Here is a 15537-nt window from a genome sequence, read left to right on the forward strand (position 1 = left end):
TGCCGGTCTCAGGCCTTGGGGCTCTCCTCCGCCCGGTCGGCACCCCCCGCGTCGGCCTGCGCAGGTACGGTCGCGGGCTCCTCCTTCTGCGGAGCGGCGGTTCCGGGCTCCTCGGGCGCATCGCCCTCCGAGACCTCCACCGCCTCGGCCGCCACCGCCTCCGTGGCGACCACTGCCTCGATCCCCGTCGCCAGGGTCTGCTTCACCGTCCCGGCCTCGATCTCGGCCGTGAAGTGGCAGGCCACCTTGTGCCCGTCGCCGGTGTCCAGCAGCGGCGGGCGCTCCGTGGCGCACTTGGTCTCCTGCACCCACGGGCAGCGGGTGTGGAAGCGGCAGCCGGCCGGCGGGTTGGCCGGGGAGGGCAGGTCGCCGTGGAGCAGGATGCGCTCACGGCGGTCCTCGACCTCGGGGTCGGGCACCGGGACGGCCGACATCAGCGCCTTCGTGTACGGGTGCCGGGGCCCCGCGTACAGCGCGTCGCTCGGCGCCTCCTCGACCAGCCCGCCCAGGTACATCACCCCGATGACGTCCGAGATGTGCCGGACCACCGCGAGGTCGTGGGCGATGACCAGGTAGGTCAGGCCGAGGGACTCCTGGAGCTCCTCCAGGAGGTTGATGACCTGCGCCTGGACCGAGACGTCGAGCGCCGAGACGGGCTCGTCGCAGATGATCACGTCGGGTTCCAGGACCAGCGCGCGGGCGATGCCGATGCGCTGGCGCTGGCCGCCGGAGAACTCGTGCGGGTAGCGGGACATCGCGTTGGCCGGCAGGCCGACCTTGGCGAGGATCTCCTTGATCTTCTCCCGGCGCTCGGCCTGGTCCTTGCCGATGTTGTGGGCGGACATGCCCTCGGCGAGGATCGACTCGATGTTCTGCCGGGGGTTGAGGCTGCCCAGCGGGTCCTGGAAGACCATCTGGAGGCGGCGGCGGAAGGTCCGCATCTCCTCCGAGGGCAGCTGCGCGAGGTCGGTGCCGTCGAAGACGACCGCCCCGTCGGTGATGTCGTTCAGCCGCAGGACCGCGCGGCCGAGCGTCGTCTTGCCGCATCCCGACTCGCCGACCAGGCCGTACGTCTGGCCGGCCTCCACGCTGAGCGAGACGCCGTCGACGGCGTAGACATGGCCCACCGTACGGTCGAAGAAGAGGCCCTTCTTGACCGGGAAGTGGACTTTGACCCCGTCCAGTTCGAGCAGACTCATGCCGGGACCTCCGCCTTGGGCAGGACCGGGTTGACGCAGCGCACCTGGTGTCCGGCGGCGCGTGGTTCGGTCAGTTCGGGGGTGCCGGTGAGGCACTCCATCGTGTAGTGGTCGCAACGGGGTGCGAAGGCGCAGCCGTCGGCCCAGGCGATCTTGTCGTTGATGGAGCCGCGGATCGGGTTGAGCGGCTCGCCGCGCGGGGCGTCCAGGCGCGGGATGGAGCCGAGCAGCCCGTGCGCGTACGGGTGGGTGGGGTGGGCGAACAGCTCGCGGCGGCCCGCCGACTCCACCGCCCGGCCCGCGTAGAGCACGTTGACCTCGTCGCAGAGTCCTGCCACCACACCGAGGTTGTGGGTGATCATCAGCAGGGCGGTGCCCTCCTGGTCGACCAGCTCCTTGAGCAGCTCCAGGATCTGCGCCTGGATGGTCACGTCCAGTGCCGTGGTCGGCTCGTCGGCGATCAGCAGGCGGGGCGCGCAGGCCACCGCCATGGCGATCAGCGCGCGCTGGCGCATACCGCCGGAGAGCTGGTGCGGGTACTCCTTGAGCCGCCGGTCCGGGTCGGGGATGCCGACCCGGTCGAGCAGCGATACCGCCTCCTTGCGGGCCTTCTCGCCCTTGAGGCCGCGGTGGCGCTGGAGGATCTCGGTGACCTGGATGCCGATGGGGACGACCGGGTTCAGCGAGGAGAGCGGGTCCTGGAAGATCATCGCCAGCTGGCTGCCGCGCATGTCGCGGAGCTTTCGCTCGCTGATGCCCAGCAGGTTCTGGCCGTCGAACTCGGCCCGTCCGCCGATCCGTACACCCTTGCGGGGCAGCAGCCCCATCAGGGCGAGCGAGGTGACGGACTTGCCGCACCCCGACTCGCCCACCAGGCCGACGACCTGACCCTGGTCGACGTCGAAGGAGACGCCGTCAACGGCCGTGGCGTCCTTGCGGCCGCGCGCGGTGAAGGTGACGCTGAGTTCTTCAACTGAGAGCAGTGGCATAGGACTTCAGCCTCGCAGCTTCGGGTCGAGGGCTTCACGCATGGACTCGCCGAGCAGGGTGAAGCCGAGCGCCGTGATGATGATCCCGATGGCCGGGTAGGCGGCCATCATCGGCTCGTTGTCGAAGAAGCGCTGTGCCTGCGAGAGCATCACGCCCCACTCGGGAACGGCCGGGTCGGGGTTGCCGAGCCCCAGGTAGGACAGGGCCGCCGCCTCGATGATCGCGGTGGCGAGGCTCAGCGTCGCCTGGACGATCACCGGGCTGAGCGAGTTCGGCAGAATCTGGGTCAGCACGATCCGCTTGCGCCGGATGCCGACCGCCTTCGCGGCGAGCACGTAGTCCGCGCCGCCCTGGACCAGCATCGAACCCCGCAGCAGCCGGGCGAAGATGGGGATCTGGACGACACCGACGGCGATCATCACGGTGGTCAGCGACTGTCCGAGCACCGCGGCGATGGAGACCGCCAGCAGCAGGGACGGCAGCGACAGCATGATGTCGGTGAACCGCATGACCACGGTGTCGATGCGCTGGCCGACCTTGCCGCCGAGGGTGGCGGCGGCGCCCGAGAGGATGCCGACCGAGGCGCCGATGATCAGGCCGATGAGCATGGAGACCACACCGACGAGGAGGGTCTGGCGGGCCCCGACGAGCCAGCGGGAGAACATGTCCCGGCCCAGGTGGTCCAGGCCGAACCAGTTCTCGCCGCGCATGCCGACGAACTTGCCCTGGTTGGGGAAGACCTCGCTGCGCCAGTTCTGCGCGGTGGGGCCGTGCGGCGCGAGCATCGGCCCGACGACGGCGACGAGCACGAAGGCGGCGATGATCGCCGCTCCGATGATCGCCATCTTGCTGGAGCGCATCCGGCGGAACGCCTCGCGCCACAGGCTGGTGCCGGCGACGGACTCGGAGCTCTGGGTCAGCTCGGCGAGACGGTCGATCTTGTCTGCTTTGTTGGTCATGATCGTCACGTCAGTGCACCCGCACTCTCGGGTCGATGATGCTGTACGCGAGGTCGACCAGGAGGTTGATGAGCACGTACACCATCGCGATGAAGAGAATGAACCCGACGAGGACCGGGTAGTCACGACCGTCGATCGCGGTACGGATGAAGGAGCCGATGCCGCCGAAGTCGAAGACGGACTCGGTGAGCACCGCACCGGAGAGCAGACTGCCGGTCAGCAGGCCGACGGCGGTGATCACCGGCAGCAGCGCGTTGCGCAGCACGTGGCGTCCGCGGACGACGCGCTTGTCCAGGCCCTTGGACTCGGCGGTGCGGATGTAGTCCTCGCCGAGCACCTCCAGGACGCTGGCCCGGGTCATCCGGACGATGACGGCGAGCGGGATCGAGGCCAGCGCGACGGCGGGCAGGACCAAGTGCATGATCGCGTCCCAGCTCGCGTCCAGCTCCCCGGTCAGCAACCCGTCCAGGACCGAGAATCCGGTGATGTCGGTGGCGTTCAGCCCGGTGGTGAGCCTGCCCTGGCTCGGGAACCAGCCCAGCTGGACGGAGAAGATCCCGCGCAGCAGCATGGCCAGGAAGAAGACCGGGATGCAGATGCCGAGCAGCGATCCGGAGACGGACGCGACGTCCAGCCAGCCACCGCGGTGCTTGGCCGCGAGGTAGCCCATCGGGATGCCCACGACCACGGCGATCAGGATGGCGGCGACGCTGAGTTCCACGGTCGCCGGGAAGCGCAGGGCGAATTCGTCCCACACCGGCTGCCCGGTCTGGGTGGAGGTTCCGAGGTCGAGCTCGAAGATGCGCTTCAGGAAGCGCCAGTACTGGACGTGCACCGGCTCGTCGAGCCCGAGTGCACGGTTGATTCTCGCCACTTCGGCTTCGGTGGCCCGCTCGCCCAGGATCGCTGAGGCGGGTCCGCCGGGCAGTCGGTTCAGCCAGAGGAACAGCAGGACCGACAGGCCGAGCAGGGTGGGAATGAGCTGGAGAAGTCTTCTTACGACGAGTCGCAGCACCCCGCATGCCCCTTTCTCACGTGCGTCGATGCGGGTCCGCCCGGCCACCTGGTTGCTGTGGCCGGGCGGACCCGCTGGTGTGCGATTACTTGAAGGAGACCTCGGCGAAGTTCTCCTGCGTCAGCGGGGAGACCTTCGGCGGGTTGACGTTCTTGGCGAACGCGATCGCCGGCGGGGACGACGAGATCGGCACGCCCGGGACGTACTCCATGATCGCCTCGTTGGCCTTCTTGTAGGCCTCGGTGCGACCGGCGGTGTCGGTGACCTTGGAGGCCGCGTTCACGGCGTCGAAGACCTTCCGGTCCTTGAAACCCCACTGCTTGTCGGGCCCGGCGAACCAGGTGCCGATGAAGTTGTAGCCGTCGTTGAAGTCACCGGTCCAGCCGAGCAGGTGCAGGGCGCAGGAGCCCGCCTCGGTGGCGTCCAGGTAGTCCGGGGCCCACTTCATGGCCTTCGGCTTGACGGTGATGCCGGCCTTCTCCAGGTCGGCCTTCATCAGCTCGAACATGTCCTGCGGAGCAGGCATGTACGGGCGGGTGACCTCGGTCGGGTAGCAGAACTCGACGCTCAGCTTCTCCTCCCCGGCCTGCTTGAGGAGGTCCTTCGCCTTGGTGGTGTCGAACGGGTACGTCTTCACCTTGTCCGAGTAGCCGGCGACCGTGTCGGGCATGAACTGGGTCGCGACCTTGCCGCCCTCGGGCAGCTGGGTGTTGACGAGGTTCTCGCGGTCGATGGCGTGCGTGATCGCCTGACGGACCTCGGCCTTCTTGAGCGCGGGGTTGGCCGACTGGCTCATGCCCACGTAGAAGATGTTGAAGACGTCACGGGTCGGGACCTCGTAGCCCTGCTTCTCCAGCGTCGTCACATCGGCGGGGGCGACCAGGTCGTAACCGTCGATGTCACCCGCCTGGAGCGCCTGGCGGCGGGTCTCCTCGGTGGAGATGGTGCGGAAGACCAGGTTCTTCACCTTGGCCTTGTCGCCCCAGTAACCGTCGAAGCGCTCCAGGGAGACTTCCTTGTTCCCCTTGTTCCACTTCACGATCTTGTACGGGCCGGTGCCGGCGACCGTGCCGGCCTCCTGGCTGTACTTGGGGTACGTGATCGCGTCGCCCTTGGCGGTCGCGTTCTGCTTCGCGTACTCCTTGAGCGCCTTCGGCGAGTGGATCGCGAGCGCCTGGAGGGAGAATCCGCCCGGCAGGTTCGCCGAGGGCTCGTTCACCTCGATGACGGCCGTGTTCTCGTCCTTGGCGGTGCAGGACTTGTAGTTCGCCTTGGGCGTCTCGGCGTCCTCGTTCTTCGCGAACCCGCCCATGATGGTCTGCCAGTAGTAGGAGACCGCGCTGGACTGGTACGTGCCCTTCCAGTTGAACCAGTAGTCGTAGTTCGCGCAGACCGCGGCGGCGTTGAACGCCTCGCCGTCGTGGAACTTCACGCCCTGGCGCAGGTCGAACGTCCAGACCTTGCCGGCCGCGTCGCCCTCCCACTTCTCGGCGAGGCCGCCGACCAGCTTGCTGCCGCCGGGCTCGTGCTCCAGCAGCGCCTCGAAGGCCTGACGGGTGACGCGGAACGTCTCGCCGTCGCTCGCGAGGGCCGGGTCGAGGGAGCCGGGGTCACCGGATCCGGCGAAGACGAAGGTGTCCTTGTCGCCCCCCTTGGAGCCGCCCTCGTCCCGCTCGCTGGAACAGCCCGTGGCGATCAGACCGACAGCGACCGCTGTCGTGATCGCCCGGACGGCCCGGGACTTGAATATGCGCATGGGTCCACCCCTGGTTCGCCATGTGGTGAGGTTTGATGGCCGCACACTACAGACGGGGCGCACCGCAAGAGAACAGTCCGGATAGCGGTGAGACCTAGTCGAGACCCGGACAGTCAACAAACCGTCCAGTTCCGGGACATCCCTCCCGGCCCGGTTAACAAGCCGGACATCTGGGAGTGTTCGGCGAGGACGGTCCCCTCCCGCGGATCGGCGGCACCGAAACGACCCGCGGCTCAGCGGTGCTGCTGGGGCGGATATCCGTAACCGGGGGCGGCGGCCGGCGGCGGGCCTGCGGGGGCGTGCGCCTCGCGGTCGTAGAACGGGCGGGCGTTGGCGCGCAGCCACATCGCGACCGGGTCGTACTCGTCGGACATGGCGACGGTGGAGACGGGCAGCCCGTCGGGGACCGCGCCGATCGACTGCCGCATCATCGCGCGCACCGCGTCGACGGAGGCCCGCCCGGTGTCGTACAGGTCGAGCCCGATCGCGAGGTAGGGGACGCCGACCGCGGGGTGCACCCAGGCGCGGCGCAGCGAGCGGACGGCCGGGGTGCGGTGGGCGTTCTGGGTGAGCTGGGCGTAGAACTGCGGCAGCTCCACCGCCGGTTCGGTCAGCCGGAGCGGGCCCGCGGGCAGCCGGTCCAGGCCGGTGGAGATCCGGCGCAGGTCCAGCCAGGGGATGCCGACGCCGCCGCCGGGGGCGTGCGGGTTGAGCCAGATGCCCCAGCGGTCGGGGAAGAGGGCGCGGGCGATCTCCCGGCCGGAGACCAGCTCGTGGGCGCGGCTCCAGCCGCTGGCGGAGAGCTCCTGGGCGGAGGTGACGCACGGGGCGTATCCGACGCCGCCGACCTCCATGGACCCGTACTGCGCGTCCGGTGAGCCGGCCGTGCCGTGCCAGAGCAGCATCCAGACCCGGCCGTCGGCGAGGGCCGCGAGCAGCGCCTCGTAGGCGTCGAAACGCCCGGGGCTGACCTGGCGCAGCATGTGCTCGACCTGACCGGCCGCCGCAGTGCCTGACGCACTCACCCTGGGTCCCGCCCCTCATTGTTCCGTCGACGCTCCCGGGCACACGGGAGCGGCCTCGCCATCAAACCAGCTTATGCGCCACTTCTGACACCGACTTGACGCCATGGTCGGCCGGCGCCCGCGATCCCCCGGGGGGCAGTGGCCCTCGCGCCGCACGTTCAGTGGCCCTCGCGCCGGTAGAACGGGCGTACTTTCTCCCGCATCCAGTCGCCCACCAGGTCCTGGGCCACGTCCAGCAGGACCAGGTTCACCGGCCAGGGCACCTCGACCCGGCCGAGCGCCCGTCCCAGGGCGTCCATCGGGGCACTCTGGCCCGCGCCGTCCCAGGTGGCGAACTCGACGCCCACGAAGAGGACGGGGTCCCCGCCCTCGATGCTGGCGAGCGCCCGGCGGGCGGTGGACACCACGCCGCTGGCCTCGAACTCGGCGGAGACGGTGGTGAGGAAGTCGACGGGGTCGTGCTGCCAGTCCGGCTCGTACAGCTTGACCCGGCCGCCGCTGGCCGGCCCGTCCAGAGCGGTGCGCCCGGCCCGGCAGAGCTCGGCGACGGCGGGCGGCGGCAGCGGGATGCCGACCGCGCCGCCCGGGTTCACCGCGATGCCGACCTGCGGGGGCAGACCCCGGGCGAAGTCGCGGGCGGGCGCCACGGCGAAGGACATGTGGCTGCCGACGCAGGTCAGGAACTGGCCCTCGGAGCTGAAGACGGGGACGTACGCGGCGCCGTCGATGTCGATCATCGGCAGGTCGAGGTCGGCGCTGGTGGGCGAGCCGCCGGCCGGCAGCGGGACCCAGACCGAGCTGCGGCCGAGCACCTCGACCAGGCGACCGCCCGCGTCGGCGACGCCGAGGGAGGCGGTCAGCACCTCTTCGAGCTCGTTGGCGGGCCACCCGTGCTGGGGGTGTGCCTGGACCGGTGCCGGAATGTCCACTGCCTCTGTGCCTCTCTCAGCTGTCGTCACTCGGCCAGAACCTTAACCGGCACACGCGGCCGGGGCCTCGCCGTCCGTGAAGGAGATCCGGTTCAGCGCGCTCGCCGCCTCCCGGTCCAGCAGCACCGCCGAGGCGCAGCCGGCCGGCAGCGAGCCCCGTTCGGTGTCACGGATCAGCCGGGCCACCGCGTGCCGGTGCCGGGCGAAGGCGTAGCCCGAGACTCCCCTGCCGCGTTCGCGCTGCCCTTGGCGGGCGGTCGCGGGGTCCACGTCGAGGAGGAGCAGGTGCAGGGTGCGGCCCCGGCGGGCGGCGTGCAGGGCGAGCCAGCGGCGCACCCAGGTCTGCGTGCCGCAGTCGTGGACGACCACGGATGCGCCGGAGCGCAGGACGGCCCAGAGCCCGAGGTAGTGGGCGACGCGGACCAGGGGGCGGTAGAGGGCGTACGGAAGTAACCGGGGCAGGGCGGCGGCCCACCGGTCGCGGGTGTTCTGGGAGTCGATGGCGGGGCCGCTCACGGCCCGCCGGATCAGGGTGGACTTGCCTCCGCCGGGGAGCCCGGAGACGACCACGATGTCGCCGGGGGTGAAGTCGAGGCTGTACGGGCCGTGGGCGGTGCGCCCGCGCAGGTCGCGTACCACCGGCGCAAGCTCGCTGATCAGCTCCTGTACGGGTGCGCCGGGCACCGCGGACAGCTCCCGTACGGGCGCTCCGGCCTGTTCGGGCAGCTCCCGGGCGGGTGCGCCGGGCTGTGCGGGCATCGCGCCGTGCGCGACCCCCGCGGTCGGTACCGACCGCTGCAACGCCATCGCCCATCCCCCTGCTGTCGGGCCGCCCACGTCTGCCCCTGAAGTGTAAAGAAACGGCAAGGCTCCACAACCGTCCTCGCTGTTCGCACAAGCGTTGCCGACCGGCCGCCCCACTCTGCCGCACGGCGTGCGATGATGACCCCGCCAACTGCATACCGGCCGTTCGAATCCGCGCGGGAGAGTTCCGGCCACACTGTGAGCCGGGCGCCGAAGGAGCAAGATCCTCCCTTGAATCTCTCAGGCCCCGTACCGCGTGGATGAGGCAGATCTGAAAAGCGAGCCGCCCCGCGGCTCCACCCAAGGTGCAAGCCGAGCCCTGTGAACAGGGGCGCGCCCTTCCAGGGCATACCCCGTCAGGGGCTATCGGCGAACCTCTCAGGTTCCGATGACAGATGGGGAGGATTCGTCCTGACGTCGTCATGCCCTGGAGCCGTATCCATGAGCACAGCCCCCCGTCTCACCGCCCTCGACGCGCTGCACCGCTCGCTCGGCGCCACCATGACCGACTTCGCGGGCTGGGACATGCCCCTGCGGTACGCCAGTGAGCGCGACGAGCACCACGCCGTACGCACCCGCGCCGGGCTCTTCGACCTGTCGCACATGGGCGAGATCACCGTCACCGGCCCCCAGGCCGCGGCCTTCCTGAGCTACGCGCTGGTGGGCAACATCGCCACCGTCGGCAACGGCCGGGCCCGCTACACGATGATCGTCCAGGAGGACGGCGGGATCGTGGACGACCTGATCGTCTACCGCCTCGGCGAGACGGAGTACATGGTCGTCGCCAACGCGGGCAACGCCCAGATCGTGCTGGACGCGCTGACCGCCCGCGTGGCGGGCTTCGACGCCGAGGTGCGCGACGACCGGGACGCGTACGCGCTGCTCGCGGTCCAGGGCCCCGAGTCCCCCGCCATCATGAAGGCCGTCACCGACGCCGACCTGGACGGGCTGAAGTACTACGCGGGCCTGCCGGGTACGGTCGCCGGGGTCCCGGCGCTCATCGCCCGTACCGGCTACACCGGCGAGGACGGCTTCGAGCTCTTCGTCGCGCCCGAGCACGCCGAGCAGCTGTGGCGGGCCCTGACGGACGCCGGCCGGACGCACGGCCTGATCCCCTGCGGCCTCTCCTGCCGGGACACGCTGCGCCTGGAGGCGGGCATGCCGCTGTACGGGCACGAGCTGACGACGGCGCTGACGCCGTTCGACGCGGGTCTGGGCCGGGTCGTGAAGTTCGAGAAGGAGGGCGACTTCGTGGGCCGCGAGGTGCTCCAGGCCGCCGCCGAGAGCGCCGAGAGCGCCCCGCCGCGCAAGCTGGTCGGCCTGATCGCCGAGGGCCGCCGCGTCCCGCGCGCCGGGTTCTCGGTCGTCGCCGACGGCAAGGTGATCGGCGAGGTCACCTCCGGCGCCCCCTCCCCCACCCTGGGCAAGCCGATCGCCATGGCGTACGTGGACGCGGCCTTCGCCGCGCCGGGTACCGAGGGCGTGGGCGTGGACATCCGGGGCACGCACGAGCCGTACGAGGTCGTCGCGCTGCCGTTCTACAAGCGCCAGAAGTGATATCCCGGAGGGACCGGCGCGTTCCGGGCGTTCCGCACCGGCACGCAGGCGTCACGGAAGTGACGTACCTCCGTCTCACACCGTAAGACCACGTTCATCAGCACTCCCCCGCGTACAGGAGAATTCAGGTCATGAGCAACCCCCAGCAGCTGCGGTACAGCAAGGAGCACGAGTGGCTGTCGGCCGTCGAGGACGGCGTGGCCACGATCGGCATCACGGAGTACGCGGCCAACGCGCTCGGTGACGTCGTCTACGCCCAGCTTCCGGAGGTCGGTGACACGGTGACCGCGGGCGAGACCTGCGGTGAGCTGGAGTCGACCAAGTCCGTCAGCGATCTGTATTCGCCGGTGACCGGTGAGGTGACGGCGGCCAACCAGGACGTCGTGGACGACCCCTCGCTGGTGAACTCCGCTCCCTTCGAGGGCGGCTGGCTGTTCAAGGTGCGCGTCACGGAGGAGCCGGCCGACCTGCTCTCCGCCGACGAGTACACCGCGTTCTCCGGCAACTGAGACCTTAAGGGACCCCCTGATGTCGCTTCTGAACTCCTCCCTCCACGAGCTGGACCCGGACGTCGCCGCCGCCGTCGATGCCGAGCTCCACCGTCAGCAGTCCACCCTCGAGATGATCGCCTCGGAGAACTTCGCTCCGGTCGCGGTCATGGAGGCCCAGGGCTCCGTCCTCACCAACAAGTACGCCGAGGGCTACCCCGGCCGCCGCTACTACGGCGGCTGTGAGCACGTCGACGTGGTCGAGCAGATCGCGATCGACCGGATCAAGGACCTGTTCGGCGCCGAGGCCGCGAACGTCCAGCCGCACTCCGGTGCGCAGGCGAACGCCGCCGCGATGTTCGCGCTGCTGAAGCCGGGCGACACGATCATGGGCCTGAACCTGGCCCACGGCGGTCACCTGACCCACGGCATGAAGATCAACTTCTCCGGCAAGCTCTACAACGTGGTCCCGTACCACGTCGACGAGAGCGGCCTCGTGGACATGGAGGAGGTCGAGCGCCTCGCCAAGGAGTCCCAGCCGAAGCTGATCGTGGCCGGCTGGTCCGCCTACCCGCGCCAGCTGGACTTCGCCGCCTTCCGCCGTATCGCGGACGAGGTCGGCGCGTACCTGATGGTCGACATGGCGCACTTCGCGGGCCTGGTCGCGGCCGGTCTGCACCCCAACCCGGTGCCGCACGCCCACGTCGTCACCACCACCACGCACAAGACCCTCGGCGGTCCGCGCGGCGGCGTGATCCTCTCCACCCAGGAGCTCGCCAAGAAGATCAACTCGGCGGTCTTCCCGGGCCAGCAGGGCGGCCCGCTGGAGCACGTGATCGCGGCCAAGGCGGTCTCGTTCAAGATCGCGGCGGGCGAGGAGTTCAAGGAGCGCCAGCAGCGCACCCTGGACGGCGCCCGGATCCTCGCCGAGCGCCTGGTACAGCCGGACGTCACCGAGGTGGGCGTCTCCGTCCTCTCCGGCGGCACCGACGTGCACCTCGTCCTGGTCGACCTGCGCAACTCGGAGCTGGACGGCCAGCAGGCCGAGGACCGGCTCCACGAGCTGGGCATCACGGTCAACCGGAACGCCATCCCGAACGACCCGCGCCCCCCGATGGTCACCTCGGGCCTGCGGATCGGCACCCCGGCGCTGGCCACCCGCGGCTTCGGCACCGAGGACTTCACCGAGGTCGCGGAGATCATCGCCGCCGCCCTCAAGCCGACCTACGACGCGGACGACCTCAAGGCCCGCGTGGTGGCGCTGGCCGAGAAGTTCCCGCTGTACCCCGGCCTGAAGTAGCACCTGGCCTGCGGTTCTGCGCACAAGGGCGGGGCACCGCGCACACTGAACGAGTGAGCGTGGTGCCCCGTTCCTTGCCCCTCCTCCGCTGCTTATCTCCCGCTTGCCCCGCTTGTCCCCGCACCGCCCAGGCAGACAACGGCGTCTTCCAACCCCCCAAGGAGTCCTCCCGTGGCCATCTCGGTCTTCGACCTCTTCTCGGTCGGCATCGGCCCGTCCAGCTCCCACACGGTGGGCCCGATGCGGGCCGCCCGGATGTTCGCGCGCCGCCTGAAGAACGAGGGCCTGCTCGCGCACACCGCCTCGATACGGGCGGAGCTGTACGGCTCCCTCGGCGCGACCGGCCACGGCCACGGCACGCCGAAGGCGGTCCTGCTCGGCCTGGAAGGCGAGTCTCCCCAGACCGTGGACGTGGAGTCCGCCGACGGCCGGGTCGAGGAGATCCGCTCCACCGGCCGGATCAACATGCTCGGCATGCACGAGATCGCGTTCGCCTTCGACGACGACCTGGTCCTGCACCGCCGCAAGGCGCTCCCGTACCACGCCAACGGCATGACGATCTTCGCGTACGACACCGAGGGCGCCCCGGTCCTGGAGAAGACGTACTACTCGGTCGGCGGCGGCTTCGTCGTGGACGAGGACGCGGTGGCGGGCGAGAACCCGATCGTCCCGGACGACACGGCCCTGCGGCACCCCTTCCGTACGGGCGACGAGCTGCTGCGCCTGGCCCGGGAGACCGGCCTCTCCATCTCCCAGATGATGCTGGAGAACGAGCTGGCCTGGCGCACCGAGGCGGAGATCCGCTCCGGGCTGCTGGACATCTGGCAGGTCATGCAGGCCTGCGTCTCGCGCGGCATGTCCCGCGAGGGCATCCTCCCCGGCGGTCTCAAGGTCCGCCGCCGCGCCGCGAACTCGGCCCGCCAGCTGCGCGCCGAGGGCGACCCGCAGGCCCACGCGATGGAGTGGATCACCCTCTACGCGATGGCGGTCAACGAGGAGAACGCGGCGGGCGGCCGCGTGGTCACCGCCCCCACCAACGGCGCGGCGGGCATCATCCCGGCCGTTCTGCACTACTACATGAACTTCGCGGCCGGCGGCTGCACCGATACGGAGAAGGAGGACAGCGTCGTCCGCTTCCTCCTCGCCGCCGGCGCCATCGGCCTGCTCTTCAAGGAGAACGCCTCCATCTCCGGCGCCGAGGTCGGCTGCCAGGGCGAGGTCGGCTCGGCCTGCTCGATGGCGGCCGGCGCCCTGGCCGAGGTGCTGGGCGGCTCCCCCGAGCAGGTGGAGAACGCCGCCGAGATCGGCATGGAGCACAACCTGGGCCTGACGTGCGACCCGGTCGGCGGGCTCGTCCAGATCCCGTGCATCGAGCGCAACGGCATGGCGGCGGTGAAGGCGGTGACCGCCGCGAAGATGGCGCTGCGGGGGGACGGCAGCCACAAGGTCTCCCTGGACAAGGTCATCAAGACCATGAAGGAGACGGGCGCCGACATGAGCGTGAAGTACAAGGAGACGGCCCGCGGCGGTCTCGCGGTGAACATCATCGAATGCTAGGCGGATAAGCCCTGACCAGCGCGTTCGCGGCTTTCAGCGCTGTCAGGGCCTTCCCTGCTCACGCGGCGGAAAGTCCCTGGAACCTCCCCGGGACAGACGTGGAAGTCCCTGAAAAGTCCCTGGGATATCCCCCTGGAAGGGGCTTTTGACCTGCAGGTTCGCGGCACGTGATCAACGCCGGATGTGCCGCTCACCCACCAGCTGATGTATCAGATCGAACCCCCATCCCCGCTCAAGGGGTTCGATACATGAACTCTGCGGAAAACCCGCGCTTGGAGCAGCGGCTGGCCGGCCTCTCCCCCACATTTACGACGGCGCAGGCGCGACAGGCCCTGCTCTCCCCTCGCGATCTGAAGCACTTGGTCACGGAGGGGGAGATGGACGAACTGTCCCGTGGGGTGTACCGGCGGGCAGACGCCCCGGAAACGGCGCACGCGGATTTGCCGGCCGTGTGCGCACGGGCCCTCGCGCCGTCGTGTGCGGTGAATCCGCCCTGGCCCTGCATGAACTGATCGACGACATCCCCGCGGCAGTACACATCGCCGTGCCGAGCGGTTCACGCCGCCCGACGATTTCTTACCCGCCGACCGTGGTGGCGCAGTACGCCGCTAGGCCCTTCGACCTCGGTATCGAACGGTTCGAAGCAGCTCCGGGAGAGACCGTCCCCATGCACGACGCGGCCCGCAGCGTCGTCGACGCAATGCGCCACCGCAGCCGCCTCGGCGAGACCCTCGCCCTGTCCGCGCTCGGCCGCTACCTGCGCCGAAGCGGACGCGGCGGGGTTGGCGAACTACAGCCCAGCGCACGCGAGTTGGACGCCCTCTCTGTCGTCCGCCCCGCCGTAGAGGCGGTGCTCGCCTGATGGCCAACCCTACCCGCGACACCAGCGCCGGCCCGTCTGCAACGACCTGCGCAACCTGGCGCGCCGCAACAGCCGGTCCACGGACGAGGTCATGGTCGAGTACGTCCTCGAACGGTTCCTCTACCACCTGGCCTCATCGCCCCTGAGCCGGGAGCACTTCGTCCTGAAAGGTGGCCTGCTGCTCGCCCAGTTCGGCGCACGTCGAATGACCCGGGACATCGACATCCTCGCCATCAGCGTTCGCAGTCCGGCTCGCCGCCACCGAGCCGGAAGCCGCCGGAAACCTGGCCTCGGGGCTCCGTAGGTGCCGTCCGACTCGTGGGTGCGCGGCCCGTATCCGGGCAGCCAGCCGCGCGTCGGCCGCCTGCCGGGCGGACCGGTCCGCGGCTGTCCGGCGCCAGTAGTGGAAGCTCGAGCGGCTGACGCCGAGGATGGTGCAGAGCCGCTTCACGCCGTAACGGCGCCAGTAGTCCGGCGGCGTACGGGAAGCGGTGCACCAGCGCCTCTCCCCGGCGAGACACTTCGCCGCTCTGCGCAGTATCTCAGCTCCGGCTGCCCGGACCCGGTTCCGCGGGGGGCCTGAGCGCCGTCCTGCCCGAAGCGGCACCGCAAGGAAGCAGCCCATGTTCGACGAATACAATCGGCCCCATGTCGAAGCCTGACGTACTGCTTGTTGACGTTGCCGCCCTGGTGGAGTCCGGGCGCAGCAATCAGATGTCGTTGACCGTGGTCGCCGGTGGTGCTGTCATCACGGGTCGGCTGGCACCCGAAGCGGTTTGGAGGCAGCGGGTGTCGGAGGTGCTTGCGGCCTCGGCCCGCCTGAGTGACTTCTCCGCCGTGTTCACCACCGCCGCACCCGAGGAAGGGCCGCCCACACATCTGCACTTCCACGTGGCGCGCATTTTGCAGGGCACGGTGGGGATCCCGGAGACAGGCGGGATGTACCGGGTCGCGATCGAGGACGTCAGCGCCTGGACCATGGGCGACTTCAGCTACTCCGACCACTGACCCGCTGCCTCGCCGGGGCACCTCGTTACGCGGTGAGGGGTCCGGCCGGGGGGGGCCCGGCCGGGCCCCCCCACAAGCAAGGGCACCG

General features: G+C 70.0%; 16 protein-coding genes, 1 pseudogene and 1 riboswitch. Of the genes and pseudogenes, 8 read left to right on the forward strand and 9 right to left on the reverse strand.

Features of this window, described 5'->3' with window-relative positions; genetic code table 11:
• Positions 1-8: 8 nt before the first annotated feature.
• The 8 genes from ABZ154_RS17990 to ABZ154_RS18025 all read right to left on the reverse strand — a co-directional run bounded on the left by ABZ154_RS17990 (position 9) and on the right by ABZ154_RS18025 (position 8680).
• Positions 9-1199 (reverse strand): oligopeptide/dipeptide ABC transporter ATP-binding protein, encoded by a 1191-nt coding sequence (locus tag ABZ154_RS17990; protein ID WP_356833649.1) that lies wholly within the window; start codon positions 1197-1199, stop codon positions 9-11.
• Entirely contained in the window at positions 1196-2188 is a 993-nt protein-coding gene (locus tag ABZ154_RS17995) for an ABC transporter ATP-binding protein (protein ID WP_356833651.1), read from the reverse strand. The genes ABZ154_RS17990 and ABZ154_RS17995 overlap by 4 nt, the downstream gene beginning before the upstream one ends.
• 6 nt (positions 2189-2194) lie before the next feature.
• Positions 2195-3157, reverse strand: coding sequence for an ABC transporter permease (locus tag ABZ154_RS18000; RefSeq protein WP_356833653.1), 963 nt, complete (start codon positions 3155-3157; stop codon positions 2195-2197).
• Position 3158: 1 nt separating this feature from the next.
• Positions 3159-4163, reverse strand: coding sequence for an ABC transporter permease (locus tag ABZ154_RS18005; RefSeq protein ID WP_356833655.1), 1005 nt, complete (start codon positions 4161-4163; stop codon positions 3159-3161).
• 85 nt (positions 4164-4248) lie between these two features.
• Positions 4249-5919: an ABC transporter substrate-binding protein gene (locus ABZ154_RS18010; RefSeq protein ID WP_356833657.1), complete on the reverse strand. Its 1671-nt coding sequence runs from the start codon at positions 5917-5919 to the stop codon at positions 4249-4251.
• Between the two features lie 233 nt (positions 5920-6152).
• On the reverse strand, positions 6153-6902 hold the full coding sequence (locus tag ABZ154_RS18015) for an enhanced serine sensitivity protein SseB C-terminal domain-containing protein (protein WP_356833687.1): 750 nt from the start codon (positions 6900-6902) through the stop codon (positions 6153-6155).
• A 200-nt stretch (positions 6903-7102) separates the two neighbouring features.
• On the reverse strand, positions 7103-7873 hold the full coding sequence (locus ABZ154_RS18020) for an enhanced serine sensitivity protein SseB (RefSeq protein ID WP_356833659.1): 771 nt from the start codon (positions 7871-7873) through the stop codon (positions 7103-7105).
• Positions 7874-7915: 42 nt separating this feature from the next.
• The gene (locus ABZ154_RS18025; RefSeq protein ID WP_356833661.1) at positions 7916-8680 is read right to left on the reverse strand and encodes an AAA family ATPase; all 765 of its coding nucleotides are present in this window, start codon (positions 8678-8680) and stop codon (positions 7916-7918) included.
• Between the two features lie 164 nt (positions 8681-8844).
• Positions 8845-8942: riboswitch (glycine riboswitch) on the forward strand.
• Between the two features lie 176 nt (positions 8943-9118).
• Between ABZ154_RS18025 and gcvT the strand changes: the two genes are divergently transcribed.
• From gcvT to ABZ154_RS18060, 7 genes are all read left to right on the forward strand, one after another.
• The gene (gene gcvT, locus ABZ154_RS18030; protein WP_356833663.1) at positions 9119-10234 is read left to right on the forward strand and encodes a glycine cleavage system aminomethyltransferase GcvT; all 1116 of its coding nucleotides are present in this window, start codon (positions 9119-9121) and stop codon (positions 10232-10234) included.
• 131 nt (positions 10235-10365) lie between these two features.
• The gene (gcvH, locus tag ABZ154_RS18035; RefSeq protein ID WP_018509777.1) at positions 10366-10743 is read left to right on the forward strand and encodes a glycine cleavage system protein GcvH; all 378 of its coding nucleotides are present in this window, start codon (positions 10366-10368) and stop codon (positions 10741-10743) included.
• Between the two features lie 19 nt (positions 10744-10762).
• Positions 10763-12022 carry a serine hydroxymethyltransferase gene (gene glyA, locus ABZ154_RS18040; protein ID WP_356833665.1) on the forward strand — a complete coding sequence of 420 codons (1260 nt, stop codon included), beginning with the start codon at positions 10763-10765 and terminating at the stop codon, positions 12020-12022.
• Positions 12023-12193: 171 nt separating this feature from the next.
• Positions 12194-13579: an L-serine ammonia-lyase gene (locus ABZ154_RS18045; protein ID WP_356833667.1), complete on the forward strand. Its 1386-nt coding sequence runs from the start codon at positions 12194-12196 to the stop codon at positions 13577-13579.
• A gap of 248 nt (positions 13580-13827) precedes the next feature.
• Entirely contained in the window at positions 13828-14091 is a 264-nt protein-coding gene (locus ABZ154_RS18050) for a type IV toxin-antitoxin system AbiEi family antitoxin domain-containing protein (protein ID WP_356833669.1), read from the forward strand.
• A complete protein-coding gene (locus ABZ154_RS18055; protein WP_356833689.1) occupies positions 14031-14441 on the forward strand; it encodes a hypothetical protein in 411 nt (136 codons plus the stop codon). The genes ABZ154_RS18050 and ABZ154_RS18055 overlap by 61 nt, the downstream gene beginning before the upstream one ends.
• A gap of 91 nt (positions 14442-14532) precedes the next feature.
• Positions 14533-14745, forward strand: a complete 213-nt coding sequence (locus ABZ154_RS18060) for a nucleotidyl transferase AbiEii/AbiGii toxin family protein (RefSeq protein ID WP_356833671.1) — start codon at positions 14533-14535, stop codon at positions 14743-14745.
• On the opposite strand, the pseudogene ABZ154_RS18065 reads toward ABZ154_RS18060, so the two are convergent.
• A pseudogene (locus ABZ154_RS18065) lies at positions 14733-14892 on the reverse strand (IS3 family transposase); the annotation flags it as partial. The gene ABZ154_RS18060 and the pseudogene ABZ154_RS18065 sit on opposite strands and share 13 nt — an antisense overlap.
• Positions 14893-15089: 197 nt before the next feature.
• On the opposite strand from ABZ154_RS18065, the gene ABZ154_RS18070 reads away from it, so the two are divergent.
• A complete protein-coding gene (locus tag ABZ154_RS18070; RefSeq protein ID WP_356833673.1) occupies positions 15090-15449 on the forward strand; it encodes a hypothetical protein in 360 nt (119 codons plus the stop codon).
• Positions 15450-15537: the final 88 nt, after the last annotated feature.

It is taken from the genome of Streptomyces sp. NPDC006261 (assembly GCF_040613515.1).
Classification (GTDB): domain Bacteria; phylum Actinomycetota; class Actinomycetes; order Streptomycetales; family Streptomycetaceae; genus Streptomyces.

What these genes read in the sequence shown, in the direction of transcription:
- ABZ154_RS17990 (WP_356833649.1), bottom strand. Translation starts at nt 1,199, where the DNA reads ATGAGTCTGCTCGAACTGGACGGGGTCAAAGTCCACTTCCCGGTCAAG.
- ABZ154_RS17995 (WP_356833651.1), bottom strand. Translation starts at nt 2,188, where the DNA reads ATGCCACTGCTCTCAGTTGAAGAACTCAGCGTCACCTTCACCGCGCGC.
- ABZ154_RS18010 (WP_356833657.1), bottom strand. Translation starts at nt 5,919, where the DNA reads ATGCGCATATTCAAGTCCCGGGCCGTCCGGGCGATCACGACAGCGGTC.
- ABZ154_RS18015 (WP_356833687.1), bottom strand. Translation starts at nt 6,902, where the DNA reads ATGCTGCGCCAGGTCAGCCCCGGGCGTTTCGACGCCTACGAGGCGCTG.
- ABZ154_RS18025 (WP_356833661.1), bottom strand. Translation starts at nt 8,680, where the DNA reads ATGGCGTTGCAGCGGTCGGTACCGACCGCGGGGGTCGCGCACGGCGCG.
- gcvT (WP_356833663.1), top strand. Translation starts at nt 9,119, where the DNA reads ATGAGCACAGCCCCCCGTCTCACCGCCCTCGACGCGCTGCACCGCTCG.
- gcvH (WP_018509777.1), top strand. Translation starts at nt 10,366, where the DNA reads ATGAGCAACCCCCAGCAGCTGCGGTACAGCAAGGAGCACGAGTGGCTG.
- glyA (WP_356833665.1), top strand. Translation starts at nt 10,763, where the DNA reads ATGTCGCTTCTGAACTCCTCCCTCCACGAGCTGGACCCGGACGTCGCC.
- ABZ154_RS18050 (WP_356833669.1), top strand. Translation starts at nt 13,828, where the DNA reads ATGAACTCTGCGGAAAACCCGCGCTTGGAGCAGCGGCTGGCCGGCCTC.
- ABZ154_RS18060 (WP_356833671.1), top strand. Translation starts at nt 14,533, where the DNA reads ATGGTCGAGTACGTCCTCGAACGGTTCCTCTACCACCTGGCCTCATCG.
- ABZ154_RS18070 (WP_356833673.1), top strand. Translation starts at nt 15,090, where the DNA reads ATGTCGAAGCCTGACGTACTGCTTGTTGACGTTGCCGCCCTGGTGGAG.